Below are 16812 nucleotides of genomic sequence, written 5' to 3' on the forward strand. Positions count from 1 at the left end.
CAGTTCCCGTACCCGCAGTTCGCGTACCCGCAGTTCCCCTACCCGCAGTTCCCCTACCCGCAGTTCCCGTACCCGTTGCTCCTTCACCCGCTGCTCCGGCCCTCGCCGCCGCGGCCCCGGTCATCGCTGGTTCCTGTGCCGTGCTCGCAGCCCTGCTTCCGCCCGTTCGTACAGTCGCGGCGAGAGCCGGACGTAATGGCTCGCCTTGCGGTCCTCGAAGATCGGCACCCCGCGGCCTTTCGTGGTTCGGGCTATGACGACGGTCGGCCGTCCCGGTGCGGCCGGCAGTGAACCGAACGCCGCCCGCAGCGCGTCGAGATCGTGGCCGTCCACGTCGAGAACGGACCAGCCGAAGCTGCGCCAGCGGTCGGCCAGCGGCTCCAGCGCGACGCAGTCCTCGGTGCGGCCGCTGATCTGCCAGCCGTTGCGGTCGACGACGGCGGTCAGGTTGTCCAGACCCAGTTGGGCCGCCGACATGACGGCCTCCCAGTTCGAGCCCTCCTGAAGTTCACCGTCGCCGAGCAGGACGAACGCCCGGTTGCCGCGGCCGGCGCGGGCGGCGGCCAGCGCCACGCCGCAGGCGAGCGACAGCCCGTGGCCGAGTGAACCCGTCGGGAACTCCACCCCGGGCAGCCGGCGCATCGGGTGGCCGGCCAGCCGGCTGCCGCGCTGACCGTAGCTGTGGCACTCCTCGGTCGGAAAGTAGCCGTGCTCGGCGAGCACCGCGTACAGCGCGGCGCTCGCATGGCCCTTGCTGAGGACGAACCAGTCCCGGCCGGTCCACTGCGGCTGGTCGGGCCGGACCCGCAGCACGGCCCCGTAGAGCACCGTCAGGATGTCCACGGCCGACAGGCTGCCGCCGACATGCGTGCCGTGCTCGGTCGCGCCCATCGCGAGCACCGAACGGCGGGCCCGGTAGGCGCGCTCCGCCAGCTCCTCGGTGCTGACCGGCACGCCGGTCATGTTCGCACCAGTCATGTTCGCACCAGGCGTATCCGCACCAGTCATGCTTGCACCAGGTGTATCCGCACCGGTGATGTCCGCATCAGTCATGTCCACGCCGGTCATGTCTGCGCCACGGCCTGACCGGCCTCCTGCCACAGCGGCCGGTACGCCATCGCCCGGGCCGGCGGCACCAGCAGTCCGCGCTGCTCCCACACCTTCTCGAACGCGTCCGCGCAGCTGTCGAGCAGCGGTCCCGAGGCCGGGTTGAGGTGCCACCGCTGCATCGTCAACGAGTCCTCGATCACCGCCAGGGTGACCGGGTGGTCCTCGGGGTGGTACGTCGCTCCTTGCGGCGCCGCCGCGCGCAGTGCCGGCTGGGCGGGCAGCGGCAGCGACTGGTACGGCCGCACCGGCACTCCCTCCGCCCGCAGCGCGCGCTGCAGCATCGTCCGCAGGGCGCCGGGGGCCACATCCGGGCATCCCATCCGCACGGGGTCGAAGCGCAGCCGCAACTGGAACCAGGCGTGCGTACGGTCGGCCGGGCAGTGCGGCGTCACGAGCCCGTCGAGTGCGGCCAGCCGGCCGAGGAAGCGGCGTACGTTGCGGTCGCGTTCCTCGTGCCGCTCGTCCAGCCGGGCGAGCTGACACCGTGTGAAAGCCGCCTGAACGCTGCTGAGCTTGGCGTTCCCGGCGATCACCTGCGAGACGTAGGCACGATCGCCGCGACCCGACAGGTCCTCGCCGAACTGGCGGCGCAGCACCACACGTTCATGGATGTCCGCGTCATCGGTGGTGAGCAGACCGCCCTCGCCACTGGTGGGCAGGTTCTTGGACGCGTTGAGACTGAACGCTCCCACATGACCGAGCGCGCCCGTGCGCCGCCCGCGATAGGACGCGCCGTGCGCCTGGGCGGCGTCCTCGATGAGGACGAGGCCGTGACGGTCGGCGAGGCCACGCAGTTCGGCCATGTCGCACGGCAGCCCGTGCAGGTGCACCGCGAGGATCGCCTGCGTCCGCGGGGTGATCGCGAGCGCCGCGGCGGCCGGGTCGATGGTGTAGGTGACCGGGTCCACATCGACGAAAACGGGTACGAGTCCCCGCATCACCGGGGCGGCCGCGGTGGCGATGAACGACAGCGCGGGAACGAGGACTTCGGCACCGGGCTCCAGAGTGGTGGCGGCCAGTGCCAGCTCGATCGCCGCGGTCCCGGACGAGACGGCGGCGCAGTGCCGGACACCCGTGAAGCCGGCCCACTCCTGTTCCAGGAGTTGCACCTCACCCTTTTCGACGGAGGTGAACCGGCCGCTGTCGAGCACGCCCAGCACCGCTTCGCGCTCGGCCTCGGTGACGATCGGCCAGGCCGCGGCGGGGGAGGTACGGGCGCCGGCGTCAACGGTCCGGGGGCCGCCGAACATTGCCAGCCGTGGCATGACCATCAGCTCCTCACCAATTGCTGTACGAGGTAGTCCACGTAGCGGCCGGCCAGGTCGGTGTCGAGCACTTCGGCGGCGCCACGGAACTGCGGGGTGTGGTTGATCTCGTTGACGAGGAGCCGCCCGTCGCGGTCCTCCAGGACGTCGATTCCGTAGACTCCGGGGCCGATCGCATCGGCGGCGGCCGACAGCAGGCCCTCGAGCTCCGGAGACAGCGGGCAGGGCAGGGTACGCGCGTCGCGCGCCGTGTTCGTACGCCATGACGAGGACGTCCGGTACACCGCACCGGCGACCTCGGTGCCGAACACCAGCCCGCGGATGTCACGCCCCGGCTTGTCGACGTACTCCTGCAGATAGGTGATGCGCTGCTGCGGGTCGGGCAGCGCCGCCCGGAGCTCGAGCACCGCCTCCGCCGAGTCACGGTCGCTCAGCCGGGCGACCATCCTCCCCCAGGAACCGGTCAGTGGCTTGACCACCGCCGGATAGCCGAAGTCGTCGAGAGCGTCGACCGCCGCCTCGGGGGTCAGCGTGACCGCACATCGTGGGACGGGCAGGCCGGCCGCCTGCAGCGCGAGGGTGGTCCGCAGCTTGTCGCCGCACACCGCGATCGCCTCGGCGCTGTTGACCGTGGTCACACCCAGGTGTTCGAGGATGCGCGCCGCCGTCAGGCCGCGGTGGTGCGACACCTCGCGCACGACGGCCGTCGACCAGACCGTCCGCGGCCGGTCGAGACGGAACACGGCCGTGCGCGGGTCCAGGACGTCGTACGGGACACGGCGGCGGTCCAGCTCGTCGAGGAGACGTTTCTCCTCGAAAGCGACACGGGAAGCGACCACGGCCAGTCGCGGGGGCAGCTCCGCCCCACTGCCGTTCTGGTTCACCTGAGCGTCTCCGGGGCGTTGCCGTGCCGGTGAGCGCCGGCACGCGGCCGCCGACCGCCGGCCAGCGCGGCGGCCAGTTCCTCGACGCCGGTGGTCAGGACGTCGATCGCGGTCAGGTACTCGCCCAGATCCAGATGTTCCTCGTCGGTGTGGTCCAGCCGGGAGTCGCCCGGCCCGTAGGCGGCCATCGGCACGTGCCACACCGGGCCGACGACGTTCATGTCGGAGGTGCCGAGCTTCACCTTCTCCGTGGGCGCCCCGGCGTGCCGCCGGATACCCGCACGCAGAGCGCCGACCACGACATCGGTCCGGCGCGACCGGACGGCCGGAAGGCTCTCGACGACGGTCAGCCGGTCGGGAGTCACCAGCTCACGGAGCCAGGTCAGGAATCCGTCCCGGTCGAAGCCGAGCGGTACCCGGCAGGAGATCTCGACGCGGGCGTGCAGCGGGTCGCCGTTGAGACCCACCAGCGCGGGGCTCGGCCTGTTGAAGGCCGAGCCAGAGGTGCCAACCTGAAAGGGGCCCTGCGGAGCACCGTGTGATGCGCCGTCGGCACCGAGCCGCTGAGCGACGGCCGACCAGTAACCGGCCGCGACCTCGACGGCCCTGGGGCCCGGCGAACTCGTATGCGAGCCGGCGCGCGAAACGTCGACGGCGAAACGGATGATGCCCTTGTAGCCGAGCACCACATTGCTGACGCCACTGGGTTCACCGATGACGACCGCGTCCGGCCGAATCGTACGGCTCAGATGGTGTGCACCCGGCGAGGAGCCCTCCTCGCCGACCGCGCCGACCACCATGAGACGGGCCCGGCCTTGGGCGGCGGCACGGCGGGCCGCCCACACCATCGTCGCGAGCGGGCCCTTGGCGTCGACCGTCCCGCGGCCGTACAGCTTGCCGTCGCGTTCGTGGACGGGCAGGTCGCCCGGGACCGTGTCGAGGTGGCCGAGCAGCAGGATGAGCGGCCCACCAGGGTCTCCGATCTCACCGACCGCATTGCCGGCTTCGTCGCGACGGGCGCGGAAACCTAACTCCTTCAACTCGCCGACGAGACAGTCGGCGAGGGCGTCCTCGTCACCGGTCACCGAAGGAATATCCACCATGCGGCGGAGCAGTCCCACTTCGTCGATACCGACCACGCTTCAGCCCTGAGCCGCGGTGCATGCGTGAGGAGCCGCTTCCCGCGGACAACCACGCGGACAGCCCGGTCGTACCTGGCTGTGGTCACCGTGCCGGCGCCGATGCGGCACGGACCTTCCGGCAGCCGGCCGATACCGGCTCCGACGGTCGTTCATTGGTCTTCCCCCCGTGTTGTCCGCACTCGACCCGGCCCGCGTGTTTCCTCGCGGGCCCGCACGAGTGCGTCACCTTCTACCGCGACGCTAGATGTGCATCGTCGCGATGGTCAAGGGGTGATCGTCGGGCCGGCGCCGTGACGGCCGCGGCGGCCAACTCGTCTGCCTGGACGTCGAATTGCCGAGATGTGCCGCGCGACGGCGCTCCTCTCGCCCGGGGCGACCCGCGGCCCGGCCGTTCTCCGCGCCCTCCGGGACCGGGCCGCCGGGCACGCGGCCTTCCTCACCCGCCCGCCCGGCACCCGGCCCTAGGGCCTGCATGGCTGCACGATCACCGGGCCCGGCTGGTGTATCCAAAGGGGATGGACCCTCGGAGCCTGCGCGAGGACCAGCGATGGTCATGGCTGCCGAGCCATGCGCTGCTCGTGGTGCCGCTCGCGCTGATCGTCATCGTCACGGTCGTCGACGTCCTGGCTCCGGCCGAAGTGCACCTGGGACCGTTCCTGGTCGCGGCCCCTGCGATCGCGGCGTCGTTCGCCGGGCCCAGAATCACCGCTTTCGTCGGCGCGGTCGCCGTCCTGGCCCAGGCCGTCGTCGCGATTGCGCGTACCACCCTGATGGACTTGAACCATCTGTTCCAGATCACCGCACTGATCTTGATCTCTGCGATCGTGACCTTCTTCTCGTATCTCAGGGAGCGGCACGAGAAGGAGCTGACGCAGCTGCGCACGGTCGCCGAAGCCACCCAGGCGGTGGTGCTGCGACCTCTGCCGCAGCAGGTGGGGCCGCTGAGGATCGCCTCCGTCTACCTGGCGGCCGAGGCCGAGGCCCAGATCGGCGGTGACCTGTACGCGGCCGTACGCACCGATCGCGGCACCCGGTTCATGATCGGGGATGTCCGCGGCAAGGGGCTGCCGGCCATCGGTGACGCCGCGCTGCTCCTGGGCGCCTTCCGGGCGGCCGCACATCGCCAGGCCGAGCTGCCGATGCTGGTCGCCTATCTGGAAGGGACCGTCACCTCGGAGCTCGACGACCCCACCGCCGGCGGGGCGGAACAGGAGGGCGCGGGCGAAGCGTTCACCACCGCGGCCGTACTCGACGTCCCCGACGCGGAGCCGTTGCTTCACCTGATCAGCTGCGGGCATCCGCCGCCTCTGCTCCTGCACGAAGGCGAGGTCATCGCACTGGAGGCGAGCAGTCCAAGCCTTCCGCTGGGCCTCGCCGCCTTCGGGGAGCCGTCGTACGTCGCGGACACCTTCGGCTTCACGGCCGGGGACACACTCGTTCTCTACACCGACGGCGTCGTCGAAGCCCGCGACGCGCACGGCGAGTTCTACCCACTGGCCGAACACGTTGCCGCCTGGCGGGGCGAAGACCCGCAGACGTTCCTGGGGCACCTGTGTGCGGACCTCATCGACCACGTCGGCGGCTTTCTGGGAGACGACGCCGCCGTGGTGGTGATCCAACGGCTCCCCGCGCCGGCCGCTGCCACCGCATGATCTGCCGGGCAGGCTCGTTCCGCATGGTGCGGGGCCGGACGACAGCCCTCCGATCCCGCGCACCGGACGCAGGGCGCCCGGCGACAGCCGGGCGCCCTGCGTCCGGCGCGGTCGCGCTCAGCTCGCGGGATGGAGTGCCGTCCGGGGCCTGGTCACCAGTGATGGCCGCTTCCGCGGCATGCGTGCCGCGCAGGGCGTTGAGCATCATGGAGTGCGCTCGGGAGCTGGCCCGCGGAGGACGGAGCGCTCCGACCGTCTCGGCCGTGGCCCAGCGCTGGGGGTTCGTCAACCCTGCCCACTTCAGCCGCGCGTCAAGGCCGCGTACGGCGCCACCCCACGGGAATGGCGGCAGCAGCGCACCGCCGTGACCTGAACCGGGACGACTCGGCGACCGAGCGACCGACCGGCCGACCGAGCGACCGACCGGCCGACGCACGTGCATGCACGAGGTGACCCGAGACGGAGATCCAGCTGTCCGGATCAGCCCATTTCTCTCCTTTGGTGGCTATTGGTTCGATTGCGGCGCCCCGCTCAGGTGTACCGCTTGAATGATCAAATTGGCGGCGGGTTAGCATGTGAGCGCCGCCTAGCTCGAAAGATAAACCTGTGACTGTCAATGACGACTCGTTCACCAATTGGAAGAACCGCGAGGAGATCGCGGAGTCGATGATCCCCATCATCGGGAAGCTGCACCGGGAGCGGGACGTCACGGTCCTGCTGCACAGCCGCTCCTTGGTGAACAAGTCGGTGGTCAGCATCCTCAAGACCCACCGATTCGCCCGGCAGATCGCCGGTGAGGAACTCTCGGTCACCGAGACGCTGCCGTTCCTGCAGGCGCTCACCACGCTCGATCTCGGCCCTTCCCAGATCGACATCGGCATGCTCGCCGCGACGTACAGGACCGACGACCGCGGACTGTCGGTGGAGGCGTTCACCGCCGAGGCCGTCGCCGGCGCCACCGGTGCCAACAAGATCGAGCGCGGCGAGGGCCGCGACGTCGTCCTGTACGGCTTCGGCCGCATCGGCCGCCTCGTCGCCCGCCTGCTGATCGAGAAGTCCGGCTCCGGCAACGGCCTGCGCCTGCGCGCCATCGTCGTCCGCGGGGGCGGCGAGGCCGACCTGGTCAAGCGCGCCTCGCTGCTGCGCCGCGACTCCATCCACGGCCAGTTCCAGGGCACGATCACGGTCGACGAGGCGAACAGCACGATCATCGCCAACGGCAACGCGATCCGCGTGATCTACGCCAACGACCCCTCCGAGGTCGACTACACGGCGTACGGCATCAAGGACGCCATCCTCATCGACAACACCGGCAAGTGGCGCGACCGCGAGGGCCTCTCCAAGCACCTGCGCCCCGGCATCGACAAGGTCGTCCTGACGGCCCCGGGCAAGGGCGACGTCCCGAACATCGTCCACGGTGTCAACCACGACACGATCAAGCCGGACGAGCAGATCCTGTCCTGCGCCTCCTGCACCACCAACGCCATCGTCCCGCCGCTGAAGGCCATGGACGACGAGTACGGTGTGCTGCGCGGTCACGTGGAGACCGTCCACTCGTTCACCAACGACCAGAACCTGCTGGACAACTACCACAAGGCCGACCGCCGCGGCCGCTCCGCGCCGCTCAACATGGTGATCACCGAGACCGGTGCCGCGTCCGCCGTCGCCAAGGCGCTGCCGGACCTCAAGGCCCCGATCACCGGCAGCTCGATCCGCGTCCCCGTCCCGGACGTCTCGATCGCCATCCTCAGCCTGCGCCTGGGCCGCGAGACCACCCGCGAGGAGGTCCTCGACTACCTCCGCAACGTCTCGCTGCACTCGCCGCTGAAGCGCCAGATCGACTTCACCACCGCCCCCGACGCCGTCTCCATGGACTTCGTCGGCTCGCGCCACGCCTCCATCGTGGACGCCGGTGCCACCAAGGTCGACGGCGACAACGCGATCCTGTACCTGTGGTACGACAACGAGTTCGGCTACTCCTGCCAGGTCATCCGCGTCGTCCAGCACGTCTCCGGCGTGGAGTACCCGACCTACCCGGCCCCGGTGGTCTGACCCCGGCGCACTGTCCGATCCGGTGTCCCGGCAGGCGGGGCGGCGGTGGGGCGGCAGCCGGTCCGATGGGCATCCGGTCGCTCCCCCACCGCCACCCGCCGGCCGCCGCCGGCAGCGCAATGACCCGGCATGCCCCGCCGGACCGGCGTCAGGTCCAGCCGATCTCGCTGTTGGTGGTTGCGGGCATGTGCAGACCGCCTTCGGGTCGGTGGGCTCGGGAAACAGCGGGGCCGGGGACAGCCGCGGGCCGGGGCGCGAGCGGCAGGGAGCGGCGATTGTCGTGATCCCCGCCTCCGCCCGGGGGACTCACGCGAGTCCTCCGGCCCGCTCGTCGTCCATGGCCCCGTCGTTCTGGGCGGGGACGGTGTGCTGGTAGGCGCGGGACTGCAGCAGGTAGGCGTCGCGGAACGCCCCCGTGCCGGTGCGTGGGTGCATGAGCTCGTCGAAGGTACCGGCTTCGACCACCCGCCCGTGGTCAAGGACGTAGATCAGGTCGGCGTGGCGCACGGAGTGGAGCCGGTGCGTGATCAGGACGATCGTCTGGCCCTCGCCGGCGAGGTCGCGGATCTGGTCGAACACCCGCTGTTCGGCGACCGCGTCCAGGGCACTGGTGGGCTCGTCCACGATCAGCACGTCGGCGTTGCGGTAGCGGGCGCGGGCGATGCCCAGGCGCTGCCACTGGCCGCCGGAGATCTGGTGCCCGCCCCGGTAGCCGCGGGCCAGCAGTGTGCTCAGGCCGCGCGGCAGCTTTTCGAGGACCTGGTCCGCGCCGGCATAGGCGGCGGCCGCTTCGATGCCCACGTCGTCGAGCGGTTCGCCGGAACGGCCGATGCCGATGTTGACCCGCGCGGTGAACGGCCAGCGGTAGAAGTCCTGCGCGACCATGGCCACGCGCCCGAAGATCTGGGACCGGTCCGCCTCGGCCGCATCCACCCCGTCCCACAGGATCCGGCCGCCGCCGGGATCCGGACGGTAGAGCCCGCTCAGCAGCTTGACCAGTGTCGACTTCCCGCTCCCGTTGCTCCCGACCAAGGCGATGATCTTTCCTGCCGGGATGGTGATGTCCACCTCGCGCAAGGACGGCTCCGGCTGGGTGCTGCCGGGATAGGTGAACGTGACCTTCTCGAAGCGGATCTCGTCGACACGTTCGGGCAGGTCGAGACCCGTCGTGGGAATGGCGCGCTGGACCGCTTCCTGGCACAGCGTCTCGAAGTCGGCGACGAACAGGGCCTCTTGATGAAGGTCGGTGATCTGCAGCACGAGCTGGTCAAGGCTGGCGGAACCGGTGCGGATGGCCAGGACCGCGGTGCCTGCCACCGACAGTTCCATGCTGCCGGACCACAGCAGAACCCCCAGCACGCCATAGGTGACGATCGTGGCGAGGCCGGTGGCACCGTCCGCGATCAGCCCCTTGCGGGCGGCCGAGCGGGCCAGCCGGGTCTGCTCCCGCTCGCTGGTCTCGGCCATGCCCCGGAAGTGGGCCAGCAGGAACGGGCCGACGTCGTGAACACGAACCTCGGCGGCGGCCTGCTGGTCGATCAGCAGCCGGCCGAGCAACTGGCCTGCCCTTGCGTGCTGCACGAACTGGTGGAAGGAGATGTAGCGCATCTTGGCGATCGTCAGCGAGCTCCAGGCGCTCGGCAGCGTCATCGCCACCAGCAGCGGCAGCAGCAGGGGGTGCAGGACGGTCAGCACACCGGCTGCTGCCACCAGCGAGATGAGCGAGTTGAGCACCGCCGTGCAGTACTTGACCATCCGCCGGGCCGAATCGGCGCCGTATCCCGCGGAGTCCAGCAGCCGGTGGAAGTCGTCGTCCTCGATCGCGGACAGTTCCACCCGGGCGACCAGCGACAGATACCGCTCGGTCGCCACCCTCTGCACCTTCGGCTCCAGAGCCCCTGTGGCCGCCGTCGACACCGACCGCAGCAGCGACCCGAGCAACGCGGCAACCGCCACCACCGCCAGTGCGGGCACCGCCCTCGACAGCCGCTCGGTCGACGTCCCGTCGGCGAGCAGATGCCCCAGGACCGAGTTGACCGCCACCAGCCCGACGGCCTGCACGATGCCCCGTCCCACCTCTGAGATCCAGACCCTGCGCAGCGCCCGCGCGTCGGCCTGGTGAGCCAGCCGCACCGCGGTGCCGATCAGCTTCGGCAGCGTGCGGGCCATCGCCCACAAGTCCAGGCCCAGCCATGCTCCCTGGTGCCGGGACCAGCCGATGTCGTACGCCAGCTCGCCCCCGAACAACAGCCGCTCCGACTCCGACACCTCTTCGGGCGAGGCGGTCTGCAGCTCCGTTTCCTGCGTCATGCCCCCCACCTCGTATCCGGTCGTGATGAGCGGCGGACACCGCGGGCGACAGCGTCAACACTGCGTCCGAACGGGCGTGGGGACAGGTCGACCGCCCGGTGCTGTTCGAACGCGGCGGGGTCATTCACGGGTATGGGCACGGGATTCACGACAACTCCAGAAGGGTGGGCGATGAGTACACGTGCTCTAAGAACGGCCCCCATTGCGCCCCGTAACGGGTGAAGAGGAGGCAGATCGTGGACGTATGTTCCAGTGGTCAGGGGAGGGCAACGGGTGGCTGGCCGGTGGGCGCCGGGGGACACTCGAACAGATCGGATCACACCATCGAGGTATTGCGCTGGTCCGGCCGGGAATGAGCGCCTCCCACCAGGACGGCACCCATACGGGACGTGACTACGCCCGGTCGCCCGTGTCCCCGAACCCGATCCTGCGGTTCACGGCCATGGCGCTCGGTGGTCAGGGGCTGTCGGCCCGCCGACGGGACTGCGGACTCAGCGCGTTCGCCAGGCCGCGGATCGCTCCTCCGGGGGGCGAAGACTCACACGCCGTCATGCGAACGGCGCGGCAGACGATGTCTGCCGCGCCGCGTTCAGAAGGGTTCGGGTTGCGCCGCACCGCCGGCGCCGCGGTCCGCTTCCACGGAGGGGCGCGCCGTCAGGTGTCCGTACGTCCCCTCAGTACGGGTGCCGGTCGGGCTTGTTCGTCCACGCCGAGTACGCCTTCGCGCCCAACTCCGGGTAGAGCTGCTCGACGTGGATGCGTCGCTGGTCCATCGGCTTCTGGAAGTCCTCGTACTGATAGGCGTCGTCGAAGCCGATCTCCCGGGTGGCATCGAGGTCGCTGGCGAAGTAGACGGCGTCGATGCGCGACCAGTAGATGGCGCTCATGCACATCGGGCACGGAGCGCCACTGATGTAGATCGAGCATCCCTGGAGCATCCGGGCTCGCTCGCTCACCGGGTCGGGAGAGCAGTCGGGGCGGGGTACGTACTCAAGGGTGCTCTCGTTCTGGTGATCCTCCGAAATGGAGGGGGCTTCGGGGTTGAGGCGCGCGATCGCCTTGCGAATGGTTTCCACTTCGGCGTGCGCGGTGGGGTCTCCGGTGAGGAGTACGCGGTTCTGGCCGCGCGCGAGTATCTCGCCGTCCTGGGTGATCACGGCGCCGAACGGCCCGCCCCAGCCTTTGTCGACCGACTCGATGGCCAGCCGCACCGCCTCTTCCACAAACTCCCTGTGCCCCATGGCGAAACCTCCGCTCGGAGACGGATGGGTAATTTCCCCCAGATTGGCCCGTAAGTCCGTTTGTAATTACGCTACTCCATGCGGGTGTCGGTGCAAGCCGTGGCTCCGATGGGGCCGAAGCCGTCGTGTTCCCGGCTGCGGTCCCGGTCTCGGCGAGGATCTGCCGGGCCGCGCGGACGAGGGTCTGACCGGTCTCGGCGCGGCGTCGCTCGAACCCCGGAATCATCAGCAGGCCGACGCCGACGCCGACGCCGACGCCGGCTCCCGGCGGTCCGGCCTCGGAAACCAGGGTTCAGAGGGCATTGACGAGGGCGACGTAGAGCGCCGTACCGATGCCGACGCTCAAGATCGCGCGGCGGCCGAAGGTCAGGTGGACACCGGCGGAAATGTTGCTTGAGAGACCGTCTCTGGTGCAACCTTCTTGCCATGGATGCCACAGACCGGGCAATCATTGCCGAGCTGGAGCAGGACGGACGGGAGGCCGAGGAGGTCCGGGAGCTGCGCCGGCTGTTCGGCAGCCCGGACTACTTCGTGCGCGTGGCAGTCGCCGACCTGGCCGCCTACGAGGCTTTCCTCAGCACGCGCGTCATGACCGTCCCGCGCATCAAGAACGTCACCTCGCACTTCACGATGAAGATCGTGAAGTCGGCTTCCTGACGGCGGCGGGCGCGCTCCTCGTGGAGGGGGCGGCGCGGTCGGAGCCAAGGTCGTCTTCGTCACCGACGAACTCAGCGAGCCGACCACGGGCCGGAGGGCGGCGCGCGTCGGCAACCCGTCGTTGTCGTACGCCGGCATCAGCCGCGTCGTACGCCGACATCAGCCCGCCCCATGGCGCATGCGTGACTCTGCTGATCCTCACATCGCCGCTCCAGGGGGTGTGTGACGAGCGTTACCACCCACGAGCGGCCGGGGTCACATCGACGTAATGGGTGTTTCATACCGTCGAGGGCACGTTCGATCGACAGAGAGGCCATCCGGTGCCCCCACAGGACTCGCCGACGGCCGTATCCCAGGTGCGGACGGTCTGCTCGTACTGCGGTGTGGGCTGCGGGATGGTGCTCGACATCGCGTCCGGTCCGGACGGACGCCGCAAGGTCCTCAAAGCATCGGGGGACAAGGCCCACCCCGCCAATTCCGGCCGACTGTGCACCAAGGGCGCGACGACGGCGGACATGCTCGCCGCCCCGGGCCGACTGACCACCGCACTGATGCGGCCCGAGCGCGGCGCCGAGCCCGTACCCGTCGGTGCGGACGAGGCGATCACGCGGACGGCCCGGCGGCTGCGGGCGATCATCGACGAGCACGGCCCGGACGCCGTCGCGCTCTACGTGTCCGGGCAGATGAGCCTGGAGGCCCAGTACCTGGCGAACAAGCTGGCCAAAGGCTTCATCCGCACCAACCAGATCGAGTCCAACTCCCGGCTGTGCATGGCCAGCGCCGGCACCGGCTACAAACTGTCCCTGGGCGCCGACGGCCCGCCCGGTTCGTACCAGGACTTCGAGCACGCGGACGTCTTCTTCGTCATCGGCTCCAACATGGCCGACTGCCACCCGATCCTGTTCCTGCGTTTGATGGAACGGGTGAAGGCCGGGGCCAGGCTGATCGTCGTCGACCCGCGGCGCAGCGCCACCGCCGACAAGGCCGACCTCTTTCTGCAGATCAAGCCGGGGACCGACCTGGCTCTGCTGAACGGCCTGCTGCATCTGCTGGTGGAGAACGGGTGCACGGACAGCGGCTTCATCGCGGAGCGCACCGAAGGCTGGGAGGGGATGCGGGAGTTCGTCGCGGACTACCCGCCCTCGACCGTCGCCGAGATCACCGGCATCCCGGAGGCCGACATCCGCCGCGCGGCGGAGTGGATCGGCGGTGCGGGGGAGTGGATGAGCTGCTGGACCATGGGTCTCAACCAGTCCACCCACGGCACCTGGAACACCAACGCACTGATCAATCTGCATCTGGCGACCGGCGCGATCTGCCGCCCGGGCAGCGGCCCGTTCTCGCTCACCGGCCAGCCCAACGCCATGGGCGGCCGCGAGATGGGCTACATGGGGCCCGGCCTGCCCGGACAGCGGTCGGTGCTCGTGGACGAGGACCGTGCCTTCGTCGAGGAGCTGTGGGGACTGGAGCCCGGCACCGTACGCAAGGACGGATCCGGCAAGGGCACCGTCGAGATGTTCCAGCGCATGACGGACGGCGAGATCAGGGCGTGCTGGATCATCTGCACGAACCCGGTCGCCTCGGTGGCCAATCGCAAGACGGTCATCGAGGGTCTGGAGGCGGCGGAACTCGTCATCACCCAGGACGTGTTCGCCGAGACCGAGACCAATGCCTACGCCGACGTCGTGCTCCCCGGCGCCCTGTGGACCGAGTCCGAAGGCGTGCTGATCAACAGCGAGCGCAACCTCACCCTCGCCCAGCCTGCCGTGGATCCGCCGGGGGAGGCGCTCGCGGACTGGCGGATCATCGCCCGTGTCGCCTGCGAGATGGGCTACGAGCACGCCTTCTCCTACGGCAGCGCCGAGGAGGTCTTCGAGGAGATCAAGCGCGCCGCGAACCCGAAGACCGGATACGACCTGCGGGGCGTGACCTACGAGCGCTTGCGCGGGACGCCCGTCCAGTGGCCGGCCGCCAGCGCCGACGGCCCGGACCGCAACCCCGTCCGCTACCTGGGCGACGACGGCGGGCCGGTGTTCCCGACGGCGAGCGGACGCGCGGTCTTCTTCCCCCGCCCGCACATCCCCGCCGCGGAAATGCCCGACGACGACTACCCGTTCGTCCTCAACACGGGTCGGCTCCAGCACCAGTGGCACACCCTCACCAAGACCGGAAAGGTCCCCAGACTCAACAAGCTCAACCCGGCGCCCTTCGTCGAGCTCCACCCGGACGACGCGCAGCGGCTGGGGATCGCGGAGGGCGACTCGGTGGAGGTCGCCTCCCGGCGCGGCCGGGCCGTGCTGCCCGGCGTCATCACCGACCGGGTGCGCCCGGGTTGCTGCTTCGCGCCGTTCCACTGGAACGACCTGTTCGGCGAGTACCTGAGTATCAACGCCGTGACCAGCGACGCCGTGGATCCGATCTCCTTCCAGCCCGAGTTCAAGGTGTGCGCGGTGACACTGGCGAAGGCCGCCGCTCCGGCCGCCGGGACGTCCGTGCCCGTCGTCGCTCCCGCCGAGGAGCCGGCGACCGCCGTGGAGCCGGCGACCGCCGTGGAGCCGGCGACCGTCGACGAGCCGGCGACCGCCGTGGAGCCGACGGCCGTCGTGCCGACCGCCGTCACCCCGGGCGCCGCAGGAGTGTTCGGGCTGGCGAGCACGCCGCCGCCGGTGCTCGCCGAACACGAACGCCAGTACCTCGTCGGCTTCCTCGCCGGGCTGGAATCGGGCGCGCCCGGTGTTCCCGTCCTGCCGCCCGGTGCGCCGTTCAGCGAGGAGCACGCGCGATGGGTGAACGGTGTGCTCGCCGGCATGTACTCCAGGGCCCCGCGGACCACCGAGGAATCCACGGCTCCAGCCATTTCCCCCGGTCGTGAAGTGGTCGTGCTGTGGGCCTCGCAGACCGGCAACGCCGAGGAGTTCGCCGCTGCCACCGCCGACCGGCTCTCCGCGGCCGGGCACCGGCCCGCGCTCATCGGCATGGACGACACGGACCCTCGCGCTCTGCCCGCCACGGCCGACCTGCTGCTGATCACCAGTACGTTCGGCGACGGCGACGCCCCCGACAACGGCTCCGGGTTCTGGGACGCCTTGTCCGCGCCCGACACACCGCGCCTGGACGGCCGGCGCTATGCCGTGCTCGCCTTCGGCGATTCCTCGTACGACGACTTCTGCGGCCACGGTCGCCGGCTGGACCGGCGCCTGGACGAGCTGGGGGGCGTACGTCTGGCTCCTCGCACGGACTGCGAACCCGACTACGAGCCCTCTGCCCACGCCTGGCTGGAGCAGGTCCTCACCAACCTCACCGGACAGCCGGCGAGCGGTGCGGCTCCCGCCCCGGCTGCCGCACCCGTCCGCAGGTCGAAGCCGGCCCCGGCCGCCGGCCGTCTGACCGGCAACCGGCTCCTCAGCCTCCCGGGGTCGGGCAAGGAGGTCCGACGGTTCACGTTCGACACCCGGGACAGCGGGACTCCGCTCGTCTACGAGGCCGGCGACGCACTCGGCGTGCTCCCCGTCAACTGTCCCGACCTCGTGACCGAATGGCTGGCCGTCACGGGACTCGACCCCTCCGCCCCCGTCGGCGTCGACGACATCGGCGAGGTCGGGCTGGCCGACGCCCTGCACCGCCACCTGGACATCACCAAGCTCACTCCCGCCCTCCTGGGATTCATCACCGAGCGCACCGGCGACCGCGATCTGAAGAAGCTGCTGCGCCCCGACAACAAGGGGGAGCTCGCCCGGTGGTCCTGGGGCCGCCAGGCCGTCGACGTCATCGCCGAGCATCCGGTCCGTGCCACGGCACAGGAGTGGGCCGGAATCCTGGGACGCCTGCAGCCTCGCCTGTACTCGATATCGTCCAGCCCGCTCACCGACCCCCGACAGGTGTCGCTGACGGTCTCCGTCGTCCGCTACGACAACGTCCACGGCCGTCCCCGCAAGGGCGTGTGCTCGCCGTTCCTCGCGGACGCCGTGCCCGACGCCGCGGTGCCGGTCTTCGTCCAGCGCTCCCCCCACTTCCGGCCTCCTGCGGACCCCGGGACGCCGATGGTGATGGTCGGCCCGGGGACAGGGGTGGCACCCTTCGTCGGCTTCCTCGAAGAGCGCCGGGCCCGCGGCCACCGCGCCCCCAACTGGCTCTTCTTCGGCGAACAGCACCGTGCCTCCGACTTCTACTACGAGGACGAACTGACCGCTTTCCTCGCCGAGGGCACTCTGACCCGGCTCGACACCGCCTTCTCGCGCGACCAGCGAGCCAAGGTCTATGTGCAGGACCGGATGCGCGAACACGGCCCCCAGCTCTGGGCCTGGCTCCAGGACGGCGCCCATTTCTACGTCTGCGGCGATGCCGCGCGGATGGCCAAGGACGTCGACCGGGCGCTGCGCGACATCGCCGTCACGCACGGCGGCCTCGATGAGGACCGAGCGGCTCTGTACGTCAAGCAGCTCGCCGCCGACAAGCGGTACGTTCGCGACGTCTACTGATCCGCTGCCGACCCGCGTCGG

10 protein-coding genes and 1 pseudogene are annotated in these 16812 nt (G+C 70.3%); 5 read left to right on the forward strand and 6 right to left on the reverse strand.

Going from position 1 to position 16812, the window contains the following annotated elements:
* Window positions 1-120: 120 nt before the first annotated feature.
* From AC0699_RS14415 to AC0699_RS14430, 4 genes are all read right to left on the reverse strand, one after another.
* Window positions 121-978: a transketolase gene (locus AC0699_RS14415; protein ID WP_478659724.1), complete on the reverse strand. Its 858-nt coding sequence runs from the start codon at window positions 976-978 to the stop codon at window positions 121-123.
* 86 nt (window positions 979-1064) lie between these two features.
* Complete coding sequence (locus AC0699_RS14420; protein WP_478659726.1) at window positions 1065-2375, reverse strand: DegT/DnrJ/EryC1/StrS family aminotransferase; 1311 nt, start codon at window positions 2373-2375, stop codon at window positions 1065-1067.
* Window positions 2376-2380: 5 nt separating this feature from the next.
* The gene (lysX, locus tag AC0699_RS14425; protein ID WP_478659728.1) at window positions 2381-3259 is read right to left on the reverse strand and encodes a lysine biosynthesis protein LysX; all 879 of its coding nucleotides are present in this window, start codon (window positions 3257-3259) and stop codon (window positions 2381-2383) included.
* The gene (locus AC0699_RS14430) at window positions 3256-4362 is read right to left on the reverse strand and encodes a M20/M25/M40 family metallo-hydrolase (protein WP_478659729.1); all 1107 of its coding nucleotides are present in this window, start codon (window positions 4360-4362) and stop codon (window positions 3256-3258) included. Before AC0699_RS14430 ends, lysX begins: the two co-directional genes overlap by 4 nt.
* Window positions 4363-4916: 554 nt before the next feature.
* Between AC0699_RS14430 and AC0699_RS14435 the strand changes: the two genes are divergently transcribed.
* The 3 genes and pseudogenes from AC0699_RS14435 (at window position 4917) to AC0699_RS14445 (ending at window position 8105) form a co-directional block, all read left to right on the forward strand.
* Window positions 4917-6053, forward strand: coding sequence for a PP2C family protein-serine/threonine phosphatase (locus AC0699_RS14435; protein ID WP_478659731.1), 1137 nt, complete (start codon window positions 4917-4919; stop codon window positions 6051-6053).
* A gap of 212 nt (window positions 6054-6265) precedes the next feature.
* Window positions 6266-6426, forward strand: a pseudogene (locus AC0699_RS14440) (helix-turn-helix domain-containing protein); the annotation flags it as partial.
* A gap of 233 nt (window positions 6427-6659) precedes the next feature.
* Window positions 6660-8105 (forward strand): glyceraldehyde-3-phosphate dehydrogenase, encoded by a 1446-nt coding sequence (locus tag AC0699_RS14445; RefSeq protein ID WP_478659733.1) that lies wholly within the window; start codon window positions 6660-6662, stop codon window positions 8103-8105.
* Between the two features lie 306 nt (window positions 8106-8411).
* Here the strand turns inward: AC0699_RS14445 and AC0699_RS14450 are convergent, their stop codons facing one another.
* Both AC0699_RS14450 and AC0699_RS14455 read right to left on the reverse strand, forming a co-directional pair.
* Window positions 8412-10415: an ABC transporter ATP-binding protein gene (locus AC0699_RS14450; RefSeq protein ID WP_478659735.1), complete on the reverse strand. Its 2004-nt coding sequence runs from the start codon at window positions 10413-10415 to the stop codon at window positions 8412-8414.
* 674 nt (window positions 10416-11089) lie between these two features.
* Entirely contained in the window at window positions 11090-11656 is a 567-nt protein-coding gene (locus AC0699_RS14455; protein WP_478659737.1) for a nucleoside deaminase, read from the reverse strand.
* A 426-nt stretch (window positions 11657-12082) separates the two neighbouring features.
* Between AC0699_RS14455 and AC0699_RS14460 the strand changes: the two genes are divergently transcribed.
* Both AC0699_RS14460 and AC0699_RS14465 read left to right on the forward strand, forming a co-directional pair.
* The gene (locus AC0699_RS14460; RefSeq protein WP_478659739.1) at window positions 12083-12313 is read left to right on the forward strand and encodes an Lrp/AsnC ligand binding domain-containing protein; all 231 of its coding nucleotides are present in this window, start codon (window positions 12083-12085) and stop codon (window positions 12311-12313) included.
* 395 nt (window positions 12314-12708) lie between these two features.
* Window positions 12709-16791 carry a molybdopterin-dependent oxidoreductase gene (locus AC0699_RS14465; RefSeq protein ID WP_478659957.1) on the forward strand — a complete coding sequence of 1361 codons (4083 nt, stop codon included), beginning with the start codon at window positions 12709-12711 and terminating at the stop codon, window positions 16789-16791.
* Window positions 16792-16812: the final 21 nt, after the last annotated feature.

It is taken from the genome of Streptomyces sp. NPDC043870, from assembly GCF_056435785.1.

What these genes read in the sequence shown, in the direction of transcription:
- AC0699_RS14430 (WP_478659729.1), bottom strand. Translation starts at nt 4,362, where the DNA reads ATGGTGGATATTCCTTCGGTGACCGGTGACGAGGACGCCCTCGCCGAC.
- AC0699_RS14465 (WP_478659957.1), top strand. Translation starts at nt 12,709, where the DNA reads ATGGTGCTCGACATCGCGTCCGGTCCGGACGGACGCCGCAAGGTCCTC.
- AC0699_RS14455 (WP_478659737.1), bottom strand. Translation starts at nt 11,656, where the DNA reads ATGGGGCACAGGGAGTTTGTGGAAGAGGCGGTGCGGCTGGCCATCGAG.
- AC0699_RS14435 (WP_478659731.1), top strand. Translation starts at nt 4,917, where the DNA reads ATGGACCCTCGGAGCCTGCGCGAGGACCAGCGATGGTCATGGCTGCCG.
- AC0699_RS14460 (WP_478659739.1), top strand. Translation starts at nt 12,083, where the DNA reads ATGGATGCCACAGACCGGGCAATCATTGCCGAGCTGGAGCAGGACGGA.
- AC0699_RS14420 (WP_478659726.1), bottom strand. Translation starts at nt 2,375, where the DNA reads ATGCCACGGCTGGCAATGTTCGGCGGCCCCCGGACCGTTGACGCCGGC.
- AC0699_RS14415 (WP_478659724.1), bottom strand. Translation starts at nt 978, where the DNA reads ATGACTGGTGCGAACATGACCGGCGTGCCGGTCAGCACCGAGGAGCTG.
- AC0699_RS14450 (WP_478659735.1), bottom strand. Translation starts at nt 10,415, where the DNA reads ATGACGCAGGAAACGGAGCTGCAGACCGCCTCGCCCGAAGAGGTGTCG.